22 protein-coding genes are annotated in these 20,376 nt (G+C 55.6%); 6 read left to right on the top strand and 16 right to left on the bottom strand.

The window, feature by feature from the left end:
* Position 1 precedes the first annotated feature (1 nt).
* From Q7F15_RS07440 to Q7F15_RS07425, 4 genes are read right to left on the bottom strand one after another with little or no spacing between them, the layout of a single operon-like run.
* Positions 2 to 1,360 carry a GerAB/ArcD/ProY family transporter gene (locus Q7F15_RS07440; protein WP_171564216.1) on the bottom strand — a complete coding sequence of 453 codons (1,359 nt, stop codon included), beginning with the start codon at positions 1,358 to 1,360 and terminating at the stop codon, positions 2 to 4.
* A 12-nt stretch (positions 1,361 to 1,372) separates the two neighbouring features.
* Entirely contained in the window at positions 1,373 to 1,609 is a 237-nt protein-coding gene (locus tag Q7F15_RS07435; protein ID WP_304415324.1) for a hypothetical protein, read from the bottom strand.
* Positions 1,602 to 2,765: a Ger(x)C family spore germination protein gene (locus tag Q7F15_RS07430; RefSeq protein WP_304415323.1), complete on the bottom strand. Its 1,164-nt coding sequence runs from the start codon at positions 2,763 to 2,765 to the stop codon at positions 1,602 to 1,604. The genes Q7F15_RS07435 and Q7F15_RS07430 overlap by 8 nt, the downstream gene beginning before the upstream one ends.
* Before the next feature lie 4 nt (positions 2,766 to 2,769).
* Positions 2,770 to 4,389, bottom strand: a complete 1,620-nt coding sequence (locus Q7F15_RS07425; protein WP_304415322.1) for a spore germination protein — start codon at positions 4,387 to 4,389, stop codon at positions 2,770 to 2,772.
* 161 nt (positions 4,390 to 4,550) lie between these two features.
* Between Q7F15_RS07425 and ligD the strand changes: the two genes are divergently transcribed.
* Positions 4,551 to 5,456, top strand: coding sequence for a non-homologous end-joining DNA ligase (gene ligD, locus Q7F15_RS07420; protein WP_171564220.1), 906 nt, complete (start codon positions 4,551 to 4,553; stop codon positions 5,454 to 5,456).
* A gap of 116 nt (positions 5,457 to 5,572) precedes the next feature.
* Positions 5,573 to 6,373: a prolipoprotein diacylglyceryl transferase gene (gene lgt / locus Q7F15_RS07415; RefSeq protein ID WP_171564221.1), complete on the top strand. Its 801-nt coding sequence runs from the start codon at positions 5,573 to 5,575 to the stop codon at positions 6,371 to 6,373.
* A gap of 266 nt (positions 6,374 to 6,639) precedes the next feature.
* Here lgt and Q7F15_RS07410 read toward each other — a convergent pair whose 3' ends face one another.
* The 12 genes from Q7F15_RS07410 to Q7F15_RS07355 all read right to left on the bottom strand — a co-directional run bounded on the left by Q7F15_RS07410 (position 6,640) and on the right by Q7F15_RS07355 (position 17,441).
* Complete coding sequence (locus tag Q7F15_RS07410; RefSeq protein ID WP_304415321.1) at positions 6,640 to 7,425, bottom strand: 2-keto-4-pentenoate hydratase; 786 nt, start codon at positions 7,423 to 7,425, stop codon at positions 6,640 to 6,642.
* A 13-nt stretch (positions 7,426 to 7,438) separates the two neighbouring features.
* On the bottom strand, positions 7,439 to 8,467 hold the full coding sequence (dmpG, locus tag Q7F15_RS07405) for a 4-hydroxy-2-oxovalerate aldolase (protein WP_304415320.1): 1,029 nt from the start codon (positions 8,465 to 8,467) through the stop codon (positions 7,439 to 7,441).
* Positions 8,468 to 8,489: 22 nt separating this feature from the next.
* Positions 8,490 to 9,377, bottom strand: a complete 888-nt coding sequence (locus Q7F15_RS07400) for an acetaldehyde dehydrogenase (acetylating) (protein ID WP_171564223.1) — start codon at positions 9,375 to 9,377, stop codon at positions 8,490 to 8,492.
* On the bottom strand, positions 9,370 to 10,155 hold the full coding sequence (locus Q7F15_RS07395) for a 2-keto-4-pentenoate hydratase (protein ID WP_304415319.1): 786 nt from the start codon (positions 10,153 to 10,155) through the stop codon (positions 9,370 to 9,372). Before Q7F15_RS07395 ends, Q7F15_RS07400 begins: the two co-directional genes overlap by 8 nt.
* Positions 10,156 to 10,181: 26 nt before the next feature.
* Positions 10,182 to 11,651, bottom strand: coding sequence for an aldehyde dehydrogenase (locus Q7F15_RS07390; RefSeq protein WP_304415318.1), 1,470 nt, complete (start codon positions 11,649 to 11,651; stop codon positions 10,182 to 10,184).
* 12 nt (positions 11,652 to 11,663) lie between these two features.
* A complete protein-coding gene (locus Q7F15_RS07385; protein ID WP_171564226.1) occupies positions 11,664 to 12,125 on the bottom strand; it encodes a RidA family protein in 462 nt (153 codons plus the stop codon).
* A gap of 2 nt (positions 12,126 to 12,127) precedes the next feature.
* Complete coding sequence (locus tag Q7F15_RS07380; protein ID WP_212131903.1) at positions 12,128 to 13,138, bottom strand: amidohydrolase family protein; 1,011 nt, start codon at positions 13,136 to 13,138, stop codon at positions 12,128 to 12,130.
* Positions 13,123 to 13,668, bottom strand: a complete 546-nt coding sequence (locus tag Q7F15_RS07375; RefSeq protein ID WP_304415317.1) for a 3-hydroxyanthranilate 3,4-dioxygenase — start codon at positions 13,666 to 13,668, stop codon at positions 13,123 to 13,125. The genes Q7F15_RS07380 and Q7F15_RS07375 overlap by 16 nt, the downstream gene beginning before the upstream one ends.
* Positions 13,665 to 13,874, bottom strand: a complete 210-nt coding sequence (locus Q7F15_RS07370; protein WP_212131901.1) for a tautomerase family protein — start codon at positions 13,872 to 13,874, stop codon at positions 13,665 to 13,667. Before Q7F15_RS07370 ends, Q7F15_RS07375 begins: the two co-directional genes overlap by 4 nt.
* Positions 13,861 to 14,418 carry an NADPH-dependent FMN reductase gene (locus tag Q7F15_RS07365; protein ID WP_171564230.1) on the bottom strand — a complete coding sequence of 186 codons (558 nt, stop codon included), beginning with the start codon at positions 14,416 to 14,418 and terminating at the stop codon, positions 13,861 to 13,863. Before Q7F15_RS07365 ends, Q7F15_RS07370 begins: the two co-directional genes overlap by 14 nt.
* 36 nt (positions 14,419 to 14,454) lie before the next feature.
* The gene (locus Q7F15_RS07360) at positions 14,455 to 15,933 is read right to left on the bottom strand and encodes a 4-hydroxyphenylacetate 3-hydroxylase family protein (RefSeq protein ID WP_171564231.1); all 1,479 of its coding nucleotides are present in this window, start codon (positions 15,931 to 15,933) and stop codon (positions 14,455 to 14,457) included.
* Between the two features lie 167 nt (positions 15,934 to 16,100).
* Positions 16,101 to 17,441, bottom strand: coding sequence for an MFS transporter (locus Q7F15_RS07355; RefSeq protein ID WP_249178835.1), 1,341 nt, complete (start codon positions 17,439 to 17,441; stop codon positions 16,101 to 16,103).
* A 267-nt stretch (positions 17,442 to 17,708) separates the two neighbouring features.
* On the opposite strand from Q7F15_RS07355, the gene Q7F15_RS07350 reads away from it, so the two are divergent.
* From Q7F15_RS07350 to Q7F15_RS07335, 4 genes are all read left to right on the top strand, one after another.
* Positions 17,709 to 18,551 carry a methyl-accepting chemotaxis protein gene (locus Q7F15_RS07350; protein WP_304415316.1) on the top strand — a complete coding sequence of 281 codons (843 nt, stop codon included), beginning with the start codon at positions 17,709 to 17,711 and terminating at the stop codon, positions 18,549 to 18,551.
* A 33-nt stretch (positions 18,552 to 18,584) separates the two neighbouring features.
* The gene (locus tag Q7F15_RS07345) at positions 18,585 to 19,232 is read left to right on the top strand and encodes a Crp/Fnr family transcriptional regulator (protein ID WP_212131899.1); all 648 of its coding nucleotides are present in this window, start codon (positions 18,585 to 18,587) and stop codon (positions 19,230 to 19,232) included.
* Positions 19,233 to 19,297: 65 nt separating this feature from the next.
* Positions 19,298 to 19,927, top strand: a complete 630-nt coding sequence (locus Q7F15_RS07340; protein WP_171564234.1) for a Crp/Fnr family transcriptional regulator — start codon at positions 19,298 to 19,300, stop codon at positions 19,925 to 19,927.
* Between the two features lie 180 nt (positions 19,928 to 20,107).
* Entirely contained in the window at positions 20,108 to 20,347 is a 240-nt protein-coding gene (locus tag Q7F15_RS07335; protein ID WP_304415315.1) for a hypothetical protein, read from the top strand.
* The last annotated feature ends 29 nt before the right edge of the window (positions 20,348 to 20,376 follow it).

The raw sequence follows: 20,376 nt of genomic DNA, 5'->3' as shown, positions 1-20,376 counted from the left end.
GCTAGTGGTCCGCAGAGGCTGTATCATTCCCCTGCGACTGCTTGTGTTTCAGGTGATTGACCGCCTGCATTTCCAGATAGGAGCTCACCAGCGCCACCAGAAAGCTTAGAAAGTACGCTACGCCGCTGATCAGGCCGGCCACTCTGTACTGATTCTCCAGCAAGGCCCCGCCGACGATCGACACGAGACACACACCTAACGCCAGTTTGTTGATCCAGGCCCAGATCTGACAGCGCCTATACTCTCTCGTATGGGCGGAATGCGAGTCACGTCCGCTTCCCCGTTCTCGCAGAAGGGCTGCGGCAAACAGGAAGGCCAGCAGGGGAAGTTGGAAGATAAGCGTGATTGCCGGTATGCCGTAGCTGAAGAAGCGCAGCACGTCATCCGTATTGGGAAACGACAGTAGCGAGGAGACCACGATGAACAAGCCGCACGGCCCATTGGAGGCGGCGTAGTGTTGCTGGCCGGCGAACGATCCGACGCCGACAAGAAAGGCGATGTAGGTGACGACTGCCTTGATTGTAAAGGCCGGAAACCAGATGCTGAACACGATCACTTCCACGCGGTCCAGGAAGTCGGTAATGTGGATCTGCTGTACCAGCGCGTAAACAGGGAAAGTCAACCGACTGGTGATCAGATACCCCATCACGCCCAACTGAACCACCATCAACAGCGTCAGCGAGAACCCGGCAATGATCGCCCCGTGTTTCATTGCGGAATACAGGAGCCGGGGATGGGAAATGGCATGCAGAAACGCACCGAACAAAAAGATGCTGCCAAACACCCCTGACGGGAGGAGATTACCGAGACCGACGGCCGCGATGTTGCTCTCCAGCACCGGCTCCAGCCGTTCAACCGCATACTCGTTGCTCAGTGTGAAGTACAGCATGATGGTGATGAGAAAAAATACGGGAAAGTACATTTCATTGACGCGGGCAGCCACTTCCGTGCTTGTTCGGCCGTAGTACACCAGCATCAGGACGAATACCAACAAAATGATTTCAAGCGGCGTCCGGGGCAGCAGCATCACTTGCAGGAACAAGCTGACCCCCTTGATGTCCGCCACCAACAACAGCCAGAGGTAAAACAGAACGAGGGCGTTTACGAAGCCACCGATCCACCTGCCCCCTGCCAGAAAGATGATTTCAAACAGGTTTTTTCCGGGGTAGGCCCGCGACAGCCTCGCGAAGACCAGGGCTACCAGTATTGCGTAAAACGTCGGGAGGATGAAGGCAAACCACGCATCATTCTTGGCGATCTGGGCCAGTGTTTTCGGCTGGCTGAACAACGCCCCCGTAATCAGGACGCTGCCGATCAGCCAGGCAATCTGCCGATGATTGATCACCTGTTTATGGATCATGACAGGCCCTCCTTACCTGATGTTTTCCATCCACTGCTGCAGGCCAACGGAAAAGACGTCGGCCAGGTAATTGGTTGGCATGATCACGTGGAGTTGAAACTGCAGAGCTATGAACAACCCGATCGTGAGCAGGTAAAAGAAACCCATCACTCGCCTTTGCTTGACTGGCATGCTTTTTCGCTTCATGAAAAACTGGACCAGGGACGCTAGCAGCAAGAGCACGTACAAAACCAGGGCGACACTATTCATGGCGATCTTCCTTTGTGATGTTCTCTGTTGTCTGGCCGATATTGGTGATCTCGGCTTTGGTCCGGACGTGGAATTCCGCCTGCGCAAGGCGCTCGTTCCAATTATCCCGCAAATGGCTTCGCCACTCGCGGGGATACTCTCGAGCCAACACCAGGCCCAGCCCGATGGTGTCCGTCCGCTGCCGTTTCATCTGGGCCAACGTCTTCTTTACTGTTTCGGTAATATGATTGGACAGTTTTCGCTCCAGCGCAGCCAGGTTGTCCGCCCTGCCCAGATCGGCATCGGTCAAGTTTTCGATAACGGACGCCGACGTGTCCACATTGATCATAAACTGGATACGGCCCTGCTTGATTACAGGCTTGATTTCCGCCTTTCCCTTGTCGAACCGGACGTTGACGGTTTCCTTTTCTGTCAGGGAAACCTTTGTGGAAAAGGGCGTAAACTGACGGTGAAACCACCGCAGTCCCCCTGCCGCTTCCTGATTGAACACCCCCACCATCTTGTCGCGGCGAAATTGGGCCACCCCAAGTACTTGAATCTCCTTCGACTGTCCTTTGGGATGGGAATTGACGGCCGCCACGTACGGCAGGTAGGGGTCCACACCAGGTGTGCTCAGCGTCTGTGCCATGTCCTTGACGGTGACGGGAACCGATTCCATTTTGATCAGTTCCCGCATCGCCTCACCGGAGAAGCGTTCAAAGCTGGGCTGCACCTGCAGCATGTTAATCCCCTTCCCCTTGGCCAGCACCAGGTAGGCAGTCAGCCGGTTCTCAGGGAAACGGGCCACCACATCCAGCACCTCGCTCAGTCCATCTCGGGCCAACGCCTCCCCAATGACGATCACGCGATGGTGGGCGTAGTACAACTGCCGGCTCATCCTGGCCTGAATCAGGCTGTGTGCTTCCCGCAGCGTCTTGCCAGTGGCCGAGTCGACGTAATAGACATTGTCCCCGCTGGTACCTCCTCCGCCACCGGTCGGTCCGCCCAAGCTGCTTACCAGCGGAACCTGAACGGACAAACGATATTCACCATTGGCCTCCTTGTCGATGGAAAACGCAATCACGATGGCAATGTCGTTCACTTCCGTCCGGTCCCAGCATCCGCTCATCAGCAGTCCGCAGAGAGCGACGACACAACCCTTCATCCACCGTCTCATTCGTTCATCCCTCTCCTTTGGTGCGGCCTTTGTCGCCATGCCCGCCTCCGCCTTGGCGAACAGCCCCGGATTGGCCTTTGCGCTGCTGTTGGCCGGTTTGACCGGTTCGCATCCGCCGGGCGTCCTGCACGCCGAGAAAGCTGGGCCGTTTTCTCATGAACGGCCACGGAGCACGAATCAGCACGTCCTTCAGGTCACTCACTGACATCGGCGCGATCGGGGACAAGTAGGGAACGCCCATCGAACGCAGGTTGGCCAAGTGTCCCATAATCAGCACGATGCCGACGAGAATGCCGTATATGCCCAAAATCGAGGCGGCGATCATCAGCGGAAAACGCAGCATCCTAAGCGCAATGGAAGCGTTGAAATGAGGTATGGTAAAGGAAGCGATCCCTGTGATGGACACGACAATCACCATCGGCGCTGACACAATCCCAGCCTCCACGGCCGCCTGTCCCACGACAAGCGCCCCCAGGATGCTGACCGCCTGGCCGACTGTCTTGGGCAGGCGCACCCCGGCCTCCCGCAGGGCTTCAAAGGAGATTTCCATGATCAGCGCCTCCACGATCGCCGGAAACGGGATCGACTCCCGCGCCGCCGCGATGCTGAGCAGCAGGGTGGTGGGCAGCATCTGCTGATGAAACGTGGTGATGGCTACATAGGCGGCGGGCGTGAGCAGCGAAATGAGCAGGAACAAATAACGCAGCCAGCGGATCAGGGTTGCCGGCATGAATCGTTCGTAGTAGTCTTCGTTCGCCTGCAGCATGATCCAGAACGTGGTGGGCACGATCAGCACCATAGGCGTACCGTCGACCATAATGGCGACACGCCCTTCCAACAGTGCTCCCGCCACCGTATCCGGACGCTCGGTATACTGGACCTGGGGAAAAGGAGAATAGATGTTGTCCTGAATCAATTCTTCGATGTAACCCGACTCCAAAATTCCGTCGGTTTCGATCACACTGATGCGCCGCGTCACTTCTTCCACCAATTGCGGGTCGGCGATCCCCTCCAGGTACGCGAGCGCCACGTTGGTATTGGTTTCCCTACCAATCACCAACGATTTCATTTTCAACCGGGGGGTCTTGAGTCTGCGCCGCAGCAGGGAGGTGTTGGTCCGAATGTTTTCGATGAAGCCCTCCCGCGGGCCGCGCACCACCGCCTCCCCCTCCGGTTCATCGACGGAGCGCTTTTCCGGGCCGCGCATGCCCATGGTGAGCGCCTCCGTGTTTCCGTCCACCACGATGCCGGTGTCTCCCGACAGCACGGCCTGTAAAAACTCTTTGTAATCCTTTACCTTGGCGATTTGCGAAACCGGCAGCAGTTTCTTTTGGATCACATCGACGTCGCGATCGCCGCTCTCCAGGATCATCAACGCCTCCAGCGCCTGGTTGACCTCTCTCGTATCAACCAGGCCGTCGACGAATACAGCCACCGCCGCGACACCGTTTTTCATGTTGAACTCGCGGATGACAAAGTCGGAGCAGTCGGAAAACAGCTGTTTTAACACGTGCACATTTTCCTGCAGGGTGGGGTAAAGAGGAACCCCTTCCATCTCGGTCAAACTGCAGGTATTGATCGTATGTATCAATTCTTCCTTGCTTGACTTTCCGTTCTTAGCCATCGCATTCACCAACCGTTGGCAAGCTATCCGTATTATGGGTGCCGAACCGGAAAAATATGCAGCCCGCTTTAGCCCGCATAACCGTCATGCACCGGGGCATAGTAGTGGCAAACCATCGGATGCAATCCCGAACATTTTTCCGGAAAGAGGGTAGCAAAGCGATGCCGACAGCCGCGACCGATCTCGTATTGAGCGTCGAAGGCAGGGAACTGACCATCACCAACCCGCACAAACTGCTATGGCCGGAAGCAAATGTCACCAAATGGGACTATATCCGCTACCTGTTGGAGGTGGCGCCTCCCCTGCTGCGCTACGCCCAAAACCGCCTGTTGACCGTGATCCGCTATCCGCACGGCGTTGGCGACAAGCATTTTTACCAGAAAAACCTGCCCGCGTACGCGCCGGACTGGATTGCCACGAGCCGCTGGGAAAACACGCGGTATCCGCTGTGCAACGACACCGCCACACTGGTCTGGATGGCCAATCAGGCTGCATTGGAGTGGCACGTGTCATTTCATCTCGCCCATGATGAAACGCCGACCGAGCTGGTGTTCGACCTGGACCCTTCCACCCCCGAGTTCGCACCGGCAGCCGAGACGGCGCTGCTGTTGAAAGAAGTGCTGGACGGGTTGAATCTGCCCTCATTCGTCAAGACATCGGGGGCCAGCGGCCTGCAGGTCTACATCCCGATCGAGCGTCGCTACAGCTTTGACGAAACCCGTCAAGTCAGTCAATTCGTCGCCACCTATCTGGCGGAAAAACACCCCAGCCTGGTCACGATCGAACGCCTGGTGAAAAACCGGGGAACCAAGTTGTACATTGATTATTTGCAGCACTGGCGCGGCAAAACACTGCCTGCTCCCTACTCCACGCGCGCCCGCCCGCAAGCGACGGTCTCCACTCCGATCACGTGGGACGAAGTGCCCCGGATTCATCCGACCGACTTTACCGTCCATACCGTGCCACAGCGGCTAAAGGAACGAGGAGACTTGTTCGCGCCGGTCCACGATCCCAACCGGCGGGCATCCCTGGACCCGATTCTCGCCTTTCTCGCCAGGCGGAGATGATCACGTTGAGAACGCGGCCTCGCCCCTCCTTGCTTCTGCCTTCCCTGTAATGGAACTATCTGTGCCGGTTGTGCTATACTGTGCATCAGATGGTTGATGGCAAGGAGGAATTCATCATGATTGATCCGATTGCGTTGACGCTCGGCCCCATCAAGATTCACTGGTACGGCGTAATCATGGGGCTGGCGTTTTTTCTGGGCACGTATTTGGCCCGCTACAACGCCAAACGGGCCGGGATCGATCCCGACCACGTGCTGAACATGGTCGTGCTGATCATCCCGGCCGCGATTATTTGTGCCCGTTTGTATTACGTTATTTTTGAGTGGGAGCAGTACAAAGACAATCTGTTTGACGTCATTGCCGTATGGAAGGGCGGATTGGCCATCCACGGCGGGTTGATCGGCGGTTTTCTTGCCGGTGTCTGGTACGTCCGCAAGCACAATCTTCCGCTGCGCAAGCTGGGAGATGTGCTGATGCCCAGCGTCATTTTGGGACAGGCGCTCGGCCGCTGGGGCAACTTCATCAACCAGGAAGCCCACGGCGGGCCGGCCACCGAGGAGTTTATGTCGCATTTTCCTGCGTTTATCCGCGAACAGATGTACATAGGCGGCCAGTACTACCACCCCACATTTCTGTACGAATCGCTGTGGAACCTCGTGGTCTTCGCCATCCTGATGGTCATGCTGTACCGGTTGAAACGCTTTGACGGACAGGTGCTGTTCAGCTACATGATCCTCTACTCGCTCGGCCGCTTCTTTATTGAGGGCATGCGCACTGACAGCCTGATGCTCGGCCAAACGCTGCGCGTCGCCCAGCTTGTCAGCCTCAGCCTGATCGTCGTCGGGGTTGTGCTCATGCTGGTGTATGCCCGCGCGAGCAGACAGCCGTCCGATCACTCCGAGCAAACGCCGAAATGACGAATACATACGCCCAAAAAACCGATCCGTGTAGTATGAACCCCTTAAACGTAGACGTTGGAACCCCTATGGTTGACCGATCAATACGTTAGGGGTTCATTCTTTTCAAACAGTCAACGGCCAAACGTTCCCACAGCTCTTGTCCCTGAGACGCCCGGAAAGCAGTTGAAATCCATAAGGACGTGTCTGGACTGATCGGAACAGATACGGTTGAAACAAAATAAGCCGACCCCGGTCGCGTACCGGGGCCATCTAGCAGATTACGGTCATTCCTTGACGGTAAACTCAATGGAGCCCAGTCCGTCCCATTTGGCAGAAACGACATCGCCGACAGCAAGTGGCTGCGCTCCGGTAATGCCGCCGGTCAAGATCAGTTGACCGGCGTGCAGCTTGCGCCCTCTGCGAGACAGCATGTTGGCCAACATGGCGATGGAATGGGCCGGATGTCCCAGCACTGCCGCCCCTGCGCCCAAATCTTTCAATTCCCCGTTGATGGAGAGGGTAACTCCGACCAGATCCAGTTCCAGCTCATCCGGTCTGCGCTGCCTCGATCCGATGAACACACGGGAAGCGGACGTGTTGTCCGCGATCACGTCGGGGAGGGTGAACTGAAAATTCAGGTAGCGGCTGTCGATAATCTCCAGGGCGGGAACGACGTATTCCGTGGCGGCCAACACGTGAGCGCCCGTCACTCCCGGTCCTTCGATATCCCTGCCGAGGATGAACGCGATTTCGGCTTCCACTTTCGGATGAATCAATTCACGGAAAGACAGGACGCCGCTGTCAACGGACATGTAATCAAACACATGGCCGTAGATCGGCTCGTTTACGTTCATCTGCTTCATTTTGGCCCGGCTGGTAAAGCCCATTTTCAGCGCGATCACCCGATGGCCCTGCTCGCGCTTGATGGCAACCAGCTCATCCTGGATCCGGTACGCATCCTCTACCGACAAGTCTGGATATTCAGCCGTAAGTTTCACCTCTTCCTGCCGGTTGAACTCCGCATCGACCAGCTTTTGCGCCAATGATCTGTAGGAATGTTCCGTAAGCAAGCTGTCCACCTCCTTATCGCAGTCCCGCTGCACTGCGCTGCTTCAAGATTTCTGCAGCGACATCAATAATCATGTCTTCCTGACCGCCTACCGCTTTTCGCTTCCCGAGCTCAATCAGGATATCGCGGGAATCAATTCCGAACTTCTTCGCGGCACGCTCCGCATGTAGCCGGAAGCTGGAATACACGCCTGCGTATCCGAGGACCAGGCTGTCCCGGGTAATCTCCTGCGGAACCTGAAGGATGGGCGCAACGATCTCTTCCGCCAGATCCATCATTTTGTAAAGATCAATGCCGGTTTCGATGCCCATCCGTTCCAGCACGGCGACCAGTACTTCCGTTTGCGTATTGCCCGCGCCGGCCCCCAAACAGCGGACACTGCCGTCGATGCGCGTTGCCCCTTCCTGAATCGCCGCCAGCGTGTTGGCCATCGCCAGGGACAAATTATTGTGCGCGTGGAACCCTATCTCAACGCCGATGCTTTGCTTTAATGCCCTGATTCGTTCGGCCACTTCATGAGGCAGCAGGGCGCCGGCTGAATCAACCACATACACCGCATCGGCTCCGTAGCTCTCCATCAGTTTCGCCTGCTCGACCAGTTTTTCCGGAGGTGCCATGTGAGACATCATCAAAAAACCGACGGTGAAGAGGCCAAGTTCTTTGGAGCGGGCAATGTGTTGAGCGGAAATATCGGCTTCGGTAACGTGCGTCGCGATCCGGGCCATGCCAACACCCAGCTTCACAGCGGCATTCAAATCCTTGATTGTGCCGATTCCCGGCAGGAGGAGCACACCTACCGTCGCCTGTTTGCAGACGGAAACTGCCGCCTCGATCAGTTCCATCTCATTCGTTCGGGACAGCCCGTACTGCAAGGAAGAACCGGCCAGACCGTCTCCATGGGAAACTTCGATGAAGGGAACATTCGCCTCGTCCAAAGCGCGGGCCACGCTCACCACCTGTTCCACGGTAAATTGATGGTTAATCGCATGGCTGCCGTCGCGAAGCGCCACTTCCGTGATGAGAATATCCCGTTTACCACTCATCTGTTTCGTCTCCTTTCCAGTTTCAGACGGATGCTGCCTTCACGTGGTGCGCGGCAAATTCCTCCGCCACTTTCACCGCCGTCGCTGTCATGATGTCCAAATTGCCGGAGTAGGTGGGCAGGTAATCGCCGGCCCCTTCCACTTCCAAAAAGACGGTGACTTTGTTGCCGTCGAAAATGGGCTCGGTACGGAGACGGTATCCGGGTACGTACGATTGAATATAGCCTGCGGTTTGCTCAATGGATGCAGCAATCGCCTGTTCATCCAGCGTTTCTTCGTCAACCAGCGCATACACCGTGTTCCTCATCAAAATCGGCGGCTCAGCGGGGTTCAGGATGATAATCGCCTTGCCTTTCTTCGCGCCGCCAATGGCTTCGATGCCGTGGGCGGTGGTTTCCGTAAATTCGTCGATGTTGGCGCGGGTGCCCGGACCGGCGCTTTTGCTGGAAATGGTGGCGACAATCTCAGCGTAGTTGACCGGGCTCACGCGGTTAATCGCATGAACGATCGGAATCGTCGCCTGGCCACCGCACGTAATCAGATTGATGTTTGTTTCGTGCAGGTGGGAACCGAGATTTACGGCCGGAACGACATATGGGCCGACTGCGGCCGGAGTCAGGTCGATGGCAAGCTTGCCCGCTTCCCGAAGAGCCTTGGCGTGACGAATATGCGCTTTCGCAGACGTGGCGTCAAACACGATATCGGCAAGCTCCGGACTGTTTTCCAAAAACTGCTTCAGTCCGCCGTCGAACACTTCATAACCGCGCTGCTTCGCCATGCGCAGTCCCTCCGAGTCGGGATCGATGCCGATCATCGCGGTAAGCTCCAGCTTGCTTGACCTGCCCAGCTTCATCATCAAATCGGTACCGATGTTTCCGGAGCCGAGAATGGCAACCTTTACGTTAGACATGAAATCTCACTCCTACTTCCCCGAGATGGGCGATTCGCGCGCTGAAACAGTCTCCGGGGGCCGCATTGACCGCCGCAGACAGGGCGCCGGAGAGAATCACTCCCCCGGCTTTCAGCGTTATCCCAAACTCAAACAGCTTGTTGGCTAGCCATGCCACGCAGTTCGCAGGGTTGCCCAACGCCGCTGCTCCTACACCGGTATTGACCAACTCGCCGTTTTTGTACAGGGCCATGCCAGCCAGTGCGAGGTCGATTTGATCCGGCTTCACGGGGCGTCCGCCCAGCACGTACAAACCGGAGGAGGCATTGTCCGCGACCGTATCCTGCAGCTTGATTTTCCAATCCGCGATCCGGCTGTCCACGATTTCCAGAGCAGGGAGGAGATAATCGGTCGCCTGCAGCACGTCTGACGCGGTAACGCGCGGCCCCTGCAAGTCGCGCTTTAACACGAAGGCAATTTCCCCTTCCACCTTGGGCTGGATCACGCGCTGAAACGGAATCTCCCCTCCGTTTTCAACGGCCATGCCCGCCAGCAAATGACCGTAATCAGGCTGGTCGACCCCAAGCAGTGTCTGCATGGCTAACGAAGTCAACCCGATTTTCTTTCCGACAACGACGTCGCCGGCCTTCACCTTTCGCTCAATCGTGTGCAGCTGCACGCGGTACGCTTCTTCTGTCGTCAAATTGGGGTCCAGGGCCGTTAACGGCTCTACCCCGCGACCGCTTCGTTCCGCCTCTGCCAAATGGTCGGCAAATTTCGTGATTTTTGCCAAGTCCAACGACGCTACCTCCCTGCGTTCCAATTTCATAGTTTCATGGTAACTGTCTTTGCTTCCGTATAGAATTCGAAGCTGTGCCGCCCGCCTTCACGGCCGATGCCGCTCGCTTTTGCCCCGCCGAACGGCGTGCGCAGGTCGCGCACATACCAGCAGTTGATCCACAGCAGGCCGGACTGCACCTGAGCGGCTACGCGGTGGGCACGTCTCAGGTCGTTCGTCCAGACCACCCCGGCCAATCCGTAGATGGAGTCATTGGCGATGCGAATCGCTTCTTCCTCCGTTTTGAACGGAATGACGACGACAACCGGACCGAAAATTTCCTCCTGGGCCACCCGCATTTTATTGTCTACGTCATAAAAGACGGTCGGCTCGTAAAAGTTTCCGTCACCCAGGCTGGTGATTCGCTTGCCGCCGTAAGCAAGCTTGGCGCCTTCGGCCAGACCGATCTGCACGTAGTCATCGACCGTTTTCAGGTGGCTGCGCGATACGAGCGCCCCCATATCCGTCTCCGGGTCGAGCGGATCGCCCACCTTGATCTGCTGCACCGCCTTCACGAATTTGTCGAGGAACCGGTCGTAAATGCTTTCCTGCACCAGCAGCCGCGACCCGGCCAGGCAAATTTCACCCTGGTTGCGGTAAATCGCTTCGATGGACCCCGTCACCGCTTCATCGAGATCGGCGTCTTCAAACACGATGTTTGCCGACTTTCCTCCCAGTTCGAGAGAGACCGGAATCAGTTGGGAAGCGGCGTTTTTCATGACCGTCTTGCCTGTCGTCGTCTCACCGACAAACGAAATCCGGCGCACGTAGGGATGCGTGGTCATCGCCGTGCCGACGGTTCCTCCCGGGCCGGTCACGATGTTCAACACACCCGGGGGCAGGCCTGCCTCATTGGCGATTTCCCCCAGCATCACGGCGCTCAGGGGAGTATAGGAGGCCGGCTTGACCACCACGGTATTGCCGGCTGCCAGGGCCGCGGAAGCTTTCCAGGTCATCTGCATGAACGGCAGATTCCACGGAATGATCAGGCTGGTCACCCCTGCTGGAGCGTATTTCGTGTACGACATGAAATTGCGCATCTCGTAGTTTTCATGAATCAGGTATTTGGCCATCTCTGCAAAAAAGCGCAGGTTCCAGGCGGCTCTGGGAATGTCAAAACCGCGGCTCTCCTTGATCGGCTTGCCGACATCGAGCGTTTCCACCCAGGCCAAATCGTTCAACCGTTCCATGACGAGATCGGACATTTTGCAGAGAATCTTCGCCCGTTCTTCGACAGACATATCGCTCCAGACGCCGCTTTCAAAGGTGCGCTGCGCCACTTCAATCGCCTTGTTCACATCTTCCTCGCCGGCATTGGCCACCGAAGCAAGCTTGACATTGGTCGCCGGGTTGAGCGTGTCGAACGTCTCACCGGAGATGGCGTCGGTGTATTCGCCGTTGATGAACAGCTTGGCGTCCTTCAACTTTCTTTCTCTTTCCTGTGCAGTCTGGCTCATCGGAATCCCCCCCTACTCCTCAATTTCCACGATCATCTCTACTTCGACCGCGTTGTTGTGCGGAAGCTGCGCCATGCCTACCGCAGAACGGGCGTGTTTGCCTTTCTCTCCGAAAATCTGCACCAGCAAATCGGAGGCGCCGTTCATCACCTTGGGTTGATCCGTAAAATCAGGAGCGCTGTTGACAAAGCCCAGGAGTTTGACAATCCGTTTCACTTTGCTCAATTCGCCGATCTCCCGTTTGACGACCGCCAGGAGATTCAGCATGCACTGTCTTGCCGCCAGATAGCCTACTTCCACCGTGACGTCTTCGCCCAGTTTGCCGCGGTACTCGTCCGTCCCTTGACCGGCCAGAAACAGGAGATTGCCGGTGCGAACGCAGCCCACGTAATTTCCCGCCGCCTGCCGCGGCGCAGGCAGCGTCAGGCCCAGATCCTGCAATCGTTGTTCGGGTGTCGCCGCATGTATCGTCATCGTTACCTCACCTTCACCTGGCTCATATTCAGGAAGCGAAGCGCGTTTTCCCCGAGCATCGCCCGCTTCTGTTCTTCCGTAACCGTCAGCATCTGGTCAATGACTTCGCCCGGGGGAATTTCCCGCAGCAGGAACGGGTAATCGGAGCCCATTAGGATCCGCTCATAGCCAAAGCGGTCAATCATGTACTGGATGTTCGCCGGATCATAGACCAACGAATCAAAATAGAAATTCTTGGCGTAATGGCTGGGCGGCTGTTCCAGCAGCCGGAGATGGGGCCATACCTTCCAGCCCTGGTCCAGCCGGGGAAGAATGTAAGGGAATGATCCCCCGCCGTGGGCCAAACAAATCCGCAGGCGAGGGAATTTCTCGATCACGCCGCCAAGGATCAGGCTGGCTGCAGCGAGGGCCGTCTCGCTCGGCATCCCCACGGTGTACATGAGATTGTGGCGAGGCATCCGCTCTCTGCCCAACGTCTCCCACGGGTGGACAAACAGCGGCACGTCCCACTTCTCGCACATCTCGAAAAATTCCAGGAATGCAGGGTCATCCAGATTGTTTCCGTTCACGTTGGTACCGATTTCGATCCCTTTCAGGCCCAGTTCGTGAACGCAGCGATCCATTTCACGGATGGCGACGGCCGTGTTCTGCAGAGGAACCGTTCCCAGGCCGATAAACCGGTCGGGATGCTGTTTCACGGTTTCCGCAATGAAATCGTTTTGGATGCGGGCCATCACTTCCGCTTCTTCAGCGGGCGCCCAATAGGAGAACGTGACGGGAATCGGAGACAGCACCTGGATGTCCACCTTTTCCCGGTCCATATCCTGGAGCCGCTTCGCAGGGTCCCATACCTGGTCGGTCACTTCGCGGAACACCTTTCCCCCGACCAGGATATTGGCGCCGCATGCGCATGTCCGGTGCAGGACAGGCCAGCGCTCTCCCTTGAATGTTTCGGCGAAGTTCGGCAGGTCTTCCGGGATGATGTGGGTATGAAAATCTACTCGCATTTCCATTCGCTCGCTTCCGGCGGCATGACGTATCCGCAGTTTTTGCAAGTCCGCAGCTCCAGGCTGCCGTTGAATCCTTCGATCGCTTGCTCTACCTGCGTTTCGATATTGGTCAGCTGAACGGTGACGCGGTGCATTTCATGGTCGCATTGATCGCAGAACCAGACGAAGTCCTCCAGCTCTCCCTGGGCCCTGTTTCGCTCGATGACAATGCCGATGGTATCGGCCACCCGGTGCGGCGAGTGCGGAACATTGGCCGGAAGCAGGAACATTTCTCCTTCCCGCACGGTAATCACTTCGCGTTTGCCTTCCTGGTTGATGATCTCTACATAACAATCTCCCTTCAGCTGATAGAAAATTTCTTCGGAGGGATCGACGTGGAAGTCACGCCGTTTGTTCGGTCCGCCCAGCACCATCACCATCAGCTCCGCGTCTTTCCAGATCACCTTGTTGTTGACCGGAGGTTTCAGCTGGTCCTTGTTTTCCTCGATAAATTTCCACAAATTGATCGGTGCGAACATGCTCGTCGTACTCATGTCAATCGCTCCTTTTCCGCTTGGTTTTCTTTCACCGTCTTTCCGCCAATCGCCCAATGGTTCAACGGAATCTCGTAAAGGATGATCCTGACCCGTTCGGGTGCGACCTGCAGGGTTTCGGAGACCGTTTTCGTTACATCGGCAATCAAACGCTCCTTCACCTCTTGATCTCGTCCCTCCAGCAGCTTGATCTCAAGAATAGGCATGAATATCACCGGCTTTTAACGCTTTTTGCATATGGACCACTTCTTCGGCCAGATTCCTGATCCGCTGCAGCACGTCTTCGTCCACCAGTTCATTCTGCCGGTTGAAGTGGTCGGCATGCGCGTACACATAGCCGGGTGCGACGTACGCCCGGAAGTATCCGGCGATGGGTTTCAGCTGATTTTCAATCACCAGATAATGCTGATACGTGCCCCCGTTGGCGACAAAACCCATCACTTTATGGCGAAGCGCCTGCGGATGCACCAGGTCGAACAGGTTCTTCAGCACCCCGGTGATCGATCCCTGAAAGATCGGCGTGCCGATGATGTAGAAATCAGCGGAAGAGACGATGTCGATCACCGTTTTCGTGTCACCGGTGTAGGTGGACGGGTCACGCCCGTCACAGAACTGGACATCGTACTGCTTCATATCCAGCAGTTCCACTTCCAGCTCAGGGTCCAGCTTCTTCGCTTCCTCGAGAACCTTTTCCACGAGTATGCGCGTTTTTGCCCCCACAATCGTTCCTGATATGCCTAACAGCTTCATCCCGTTTCCTCCTTTGTCCGAAGCGCCGTCCGTTCCTCACGCTTTCACGACCGGTTCATTAAGATCAAGCACGCTCAACGCGTCATCGACCAGGTCAAACGAGCGCTCCCGTTTGTAATTGTTGAAAAAGATCGCCCGCTTGCGGATCGGATCGCCGGTATAGTAGCGTTCGTATTGCAGAAGCCGCTGACCGAACGCTTCTCCGCACAGATCCCAGGCCAGCTTGAACAAACGGACGCGTTCCTTCCCGGAGACACCCGCTCGACCGGCGAAATACTTCTCCATGTCTTCCACCAATTCCGGATTGGCAAAATCGGCCCCCGTCGGAGACATCAGCAGACCGCCTGCTCCGATGATTTGCAGCACTTCCACGGCGCGCGGGTACATCTTCGGCAGCAGTCCGCGTATCGTTTCCAGCGGCACCCATCCCGGCATGATTTCGCCGGACGGCAATACGTCGCACTCCTGTTCGGCGATCCGCAACAGCGCCCTGATCGATTCCACCGCCTGGATCAACTCACCCAGGTCGTTCTGGACATTCAGGTAGACATCCACGCCGATGGAGTCGGCCAGACGGACCGCTACTTCCGTGGCAAACTGCAGTTTGATCAGCCCGCGTACTCCGGTTTGATGCGCCGGCTGCTGCGCGATACCCGTTTTCGGATACAGCAGGTTGGCCGCTTCCACGTTGTTGTACAGGAAGACCCGGTCCCACGGCACCAATACATCGTGGAAGACCAGCACCGCATCCATTTCTTCAAAGCGTGACGCCAGCGGATGGTCAAACAGCGAGCGGGTTCCGTCCTGCATCGGTTCACGGCAGAGAATCCGCAGTCCCGGCGTGTCAATCGGAACGGCAAAGGCAAGCGCGTAGCGCTCATCGCCGGGCTTGAATCCCGGGAACGTGTAGATGATCACTTCATCCGTGATCGGCGCCAGGGTGGCGAGCATTTTCGCGCCTCGGACGATCAGTCCTTGCGGCGTTTCCTTCACCGTGCCCAAATGGATAAAGGGATCCTGCTGTTCATGCGATGACTTGCTGCGATCGTTTTGCGGGTTGATAATCGCGTGCGTCAAGAACAAATCGTTGTCGCGGATGTACCGGTAATACGCGCGGATATTTTCCGCCCACTGCGGATTGTATTTTTCCAAAAAGGAAGCGTTGCTGAACAACGATGTAAGCACAACATTGAGAAAATCCGGAGTTCTGCCCATCAAGCCGAACGTGGCTTTGGCATACGCTTCAAACAGCGCCCGGCGAGCCTGCAAATCCTCGTGGGTTTTCGGGACCAGAAACGCATTGTTCACCCGTTCCCCGGTTTCTGTACAGATGTGCGTAATCTTGTCCTGGTACTCCGGATCGTGCTGCATATCGTACAGCTTTGCGATTTCACGTATTGGCTGCTGGAACACAACCTCGTCGCATACATGGGTCACTTTTCGTCCGGACAGCCAAATCTCCGGCTGCCGGGATTTCAATCCGTTGATGTACTGGGCACCTGTTCGGATTCCCATGGTAATTCCTCCCTACTTTCTTGGTTAGGATGAGTTCCTGTCTTGTGATTGCATTATAATATTGAACAATTTTGAAAATTGTAGTGCGGTTAACGTTTTCACCCGATTTTTGAAGTGACGTCAGAAAAAAAGGCTGCCGATAGTATCGACAGCCTCCCACGCGTTGGTTAGATGTTCCCGTCGCGGTGCTTCGGAATAAACAGCACCATGACCGAAGCGATGATTCCCGCGATGGCAAAGGTATAGAAGTTCCAGGAGGGCCCCATGTTCCAGGACATGAACAATCCGATCAGCACCGGGCCGGAAATCGCCCCGATCCGACCGAACCCGATCGCCCATCCCAGCGCGGTCGCCCGGTTATCTGCGGAGAAGTACTTGGAAATGTAGGCGTTCATGATCAACGTGGTACCGATCGTCCCGAAACCGGCGAGGCCGACCAGGGCGTACACCACCGGCATCGACGATTTTACACTCAAGAGGGCCATCGAGACCCCAGCGAGGAGGTAGGAGATGCTGATGATCTTCTGCGATCCCCACCGGTCTGCCGCCCTGCCCGCCAACAGCGCGCCCACCGCAGCCGACAGGTTCAGCATGAACAGGAATCCCAGACTGGATCCGAGCGGGTACCCGGCCTCCTTCATCATTTTCGGCAGCCATGTGCTCAACCCGTAAATCATCAGCAGGCCCATGAAAAAGGCGATCCAGAAACAGATGGTCGCGCGGATGTTTTGTTTGGCGAACAGCGCGGCGACCGAGGCGAATTTACCCTTTCCCTCGTTCGCTTGATCCGGTTGGTACGCTCCGATGGTATCAAGCGGAATGTTGTACCGGGCGGCAATTTGCTCCGCCTCTTCGCGTCTGTTCTTCGCCAGCAGGAAGCTGATCGATTCGGGCAAATACGTGAGAATGAACGGCACGAGGAGAATCGGGACGGCGCCGAGCCAGAACAAGAACCGCCATCCGAAATCCTGCAGGAAATACATCGACAGCAGCGCACCGAGCAGACCGCCGACCGGGTACCCTGTGTACATCACGGCGTACATCAACGACCGCCGTTCCACCGGCGAATACTCGATGGTGAGGGCGGACGCCGTGGGAATCACGCCGCCCAGCGCGATACCTCCAAGAAAACGAAACAAACCGAACATGTCAGGCGAGGGTGCCATCGCGGCAAACCCCATCATGATGGAAAACAACGATACGCAAAAAGCCAATGTCTTTTTGCGCCCGATCATGTCCGTGACAGTTCCGACACAGATGGCTCCCACCAACATGCCGACCAGCGCATAGCTTCCAATGGCGCCCGCTTTCGCCGGAGACAGCGACCAATCCTTGTACTCCATCAACGAAGGCAGCACAGCGCCGTAGATGCCGAGATCATACCCGTCTGCCAGCATGCTGAACCAACAGATGACAACAACGAGCAGCGTGATGGCTGGCATTGTCCTGGTTGCCGGTTTCGACGACGGATCGAGAACGGGCGCATCCATTTGCAGATTCCCTTTCATCATATCCTCCCCCTGATAATTGTTTAAATATTTAAAATTGCCGTGAACTGATTGTACTAAAAGGGAGGACCTCCCTGTGTAAATCGCTTAACGTTCCAATCCCTTTTTCGAATCCTTCCGTCACGCCGGTTGTAAACCAGTTAACATTTTTTCAGACTTTTTTTCGCGACGAGAATGATTACGTTGTACATATGCTCTTCGCCCATTTATAATTGTGCTGATAGTTTCTGAAAATTTAGATTTATGAAACATAGGGGCTTGAAGGGTATGATCCTGCTGGAAAGTGTCGTGCACGTATCTTCCATCATGCACAGGATGGTTTTGTGCTTTGAAGATGATTTTACGCTCGGGATCACGGATAGGGAGAAATTTTTAACCTACCTGCCCGTAAAGACCTTGCAATTCGGATTATCGCCGCATGATCCAATCAAGAAAGGCAGTCTGGCCAATACGATTATCAAGCAGGGAAGACCGATGACAAAGCTGATGGATTCCTCGGTGTACGGAATCGCTTACATTGCCGACGGACTGCCGATTGAGGAAGACGGCAGGATTTCCGGTGCGCTCGTCTTCGGAGTCAGTCTGGATCGCCAAAATAAGCTAGTACAGATTGCCGAACACCTGTCGGCCATTGTGGAAGAGGTTTCCGCCCAGTCCGTGGTGATGCAGTCAAGCGCTGAGACGTTGTCGTCACACAGCGAGAAGCTTCATCAGGTCATGACCGGAATGCTGCAGCAAGTAGAAACAACCTTTTCCGTATTGAAATCAATCTCAGACATCGCCAAGCAGTCGGGCATACTCGGGTTGAACGCCTCGATTGAAGCCGCCCGTGCAGGAGAGCAGGGCAGAGGCTTTGCGATCGTTGCGGGAGAAATGCGTCGTTTGGCTTCGACGTCCGGCGTTTGGCAAAGGAAATCTCCAAGCGCCTTTCTTCGCTGCAGGAGGAGATCACCTCTCTTTCACAAATGGTGCTTGCATCAAAAAATCTCGCAAAGGCACAGACAGAAGGGATTATGGAACTGGCTTCCGCCATTCAAGACGTTACCAAGGAGGCATGCCTGCTGCAGCAGATGTCGCAGATCCAAGCCGGCCACTAACCACAGCCGTTAATCGTTTACAACCATATTGAAAGGAGTGTTCGATATGGTATCCCCTTTTGAAACCGACCTGAAGTGGGAGACGTTTCTAAAGTACGGGAAGAGGCAATTCGTGAAAGGAAAATCCGTCATTTACTACCAGGGAAGTCTGGGAGACGGGTTTTATTACCTTCACAAGGGCTTGGTGAAAATCGTCACCTCCACGGTAAAAGGAAAAGACCGGTTGTTGAACATCGTGGTGCCTGGCCAACTGCTCGGGATTCAAACCATGGACCGGCAAACGCACTTTACCACCGCGATCGCCGTTAAGGACTCGGTGGTCTATCATTTTTCCTGCGAACAGTTTGCGAAACTGATGAAGGAGCGGCCGGAATTACTGCCCCTGTTTGCTCAAACCGTCAATCAAAAAATGCGGATTCTTCTTTATGCGATTAATATGAAAGCGCTTTCTTCCGAAGAGCAGATCGCCGCGCTGCTCCTCAACATCTGCGATGAGTTTAAAAACTATGAAGTCCCCCTCACCCAACAGGACCTGGCGCACTGCACCGGATTAACCCGAATCACCGTATACAAAATCCTGAAACAGTGGAAAGAAGACGGACTGATCGACATCGAGCAGCGCAAATTTGTGATCAAGCGTCCGGATGTGTTGCGGAAGTTGAATCTGTCTGCACCGACAGCGAAAACGGTTTAGTCTGGGGCGCTCATTCCCTGTCCAATGTTGCACAGAGAATGATGTTGGGAAGGAAAGGTGATCGTATGGTAAACCTTCGCTACAAGTGGACTCCGTTCTTATCATATGGACAAAAACTGGAACTGAAAAAGAATACGTTCGTGTATCGCCAGGGAGAAAACGGCAGAGGCTTTTATTACCTTGGGCAGGGCGGGGTGAAAATCAGCCTGCTATCCGATAACGGCCACGAGCGTGTCATTGACTACGTCCCGATCGGGACCTTGCTAGGGGAACACGGGGCTCACAGAGGAACCTATTTGACAACCGCGGTGACCACTACACCTTCGATTCTCTATCATTTCTCCGATGAAGCCTTGTCAAGAGTGTGCAAGGATCATCCCCATGCGGCGATGATCTTCACCAACTCCCATATCTATAAAGTACGACTCCTCGCCGAAATCATTTCCTATCTGGACAGCCCGGTCGAACACCAAATGGCTCACTTTTTGTTGAAATTGATTCAAATTCATGAGAATGAAAACATTCCCATCAACCAGACGTCGTTCGCCCGATACATCGGCACGTCCCGGATCACGGTCAACAAGATCATCCAGAAATGGCGCCAGCAAGGCTTTATCCAATTCTCCAACGGCGTGATTCAGGTGATTCAGATCGAGCGGATTCGAGAGATACTGACCCAAATGGAAAGTGTGTAGTTTGAGCAAAGTACGTCCTTGTAACCCCCTCCGCAGTGGGAGGGGGTTTCCCTTTTTTGAAGAATCGAGACTGCTCAACGGGGGCTTGACCGGTGGGTCGGGTGTTTTTTTCTGGTCTGAATTGTCGCAAAGGTGGGCATAACTGAAAGAAAACGACGAAAGGAACAGGAGGAGGATCACATGGATGACGACATGTTGGAAGCGTATCTGGACCGGAACGTGCGCGTTCACTTCGCTCCGGGCATGCTCGGGCCAGGCCTGTCTGCTTATGAGGAAGGAAAGCTGCACGACTACGGCACGGCGGGGCTGCTGCTGGAAGCAGCGGACGGCTCGCTCACCTACATCCCGTATACGTCGGTCCGGATGGTGCAGATCAAACCGCGTCCCGGCTTTTGGGAGCGGTTGACCGGCACTTCCTGATCCGCTTTCCCCGTAAAACAAAAAAGCCC

Source organism: Brevibacillus aydinogluensis (assembly GCF_961514395.1).
In the GTDB taxonomy this organism is placed as follows: domain Bacteria; phylum Bacillota; class Bacilli; order Brevibacillales; family Brevibacillaceae; genus Brevibacillus; species Brevibacillus aydinogluensis.
This window is presented reverse-complemented; position numbering and strand designations above follow the sequence as displayed.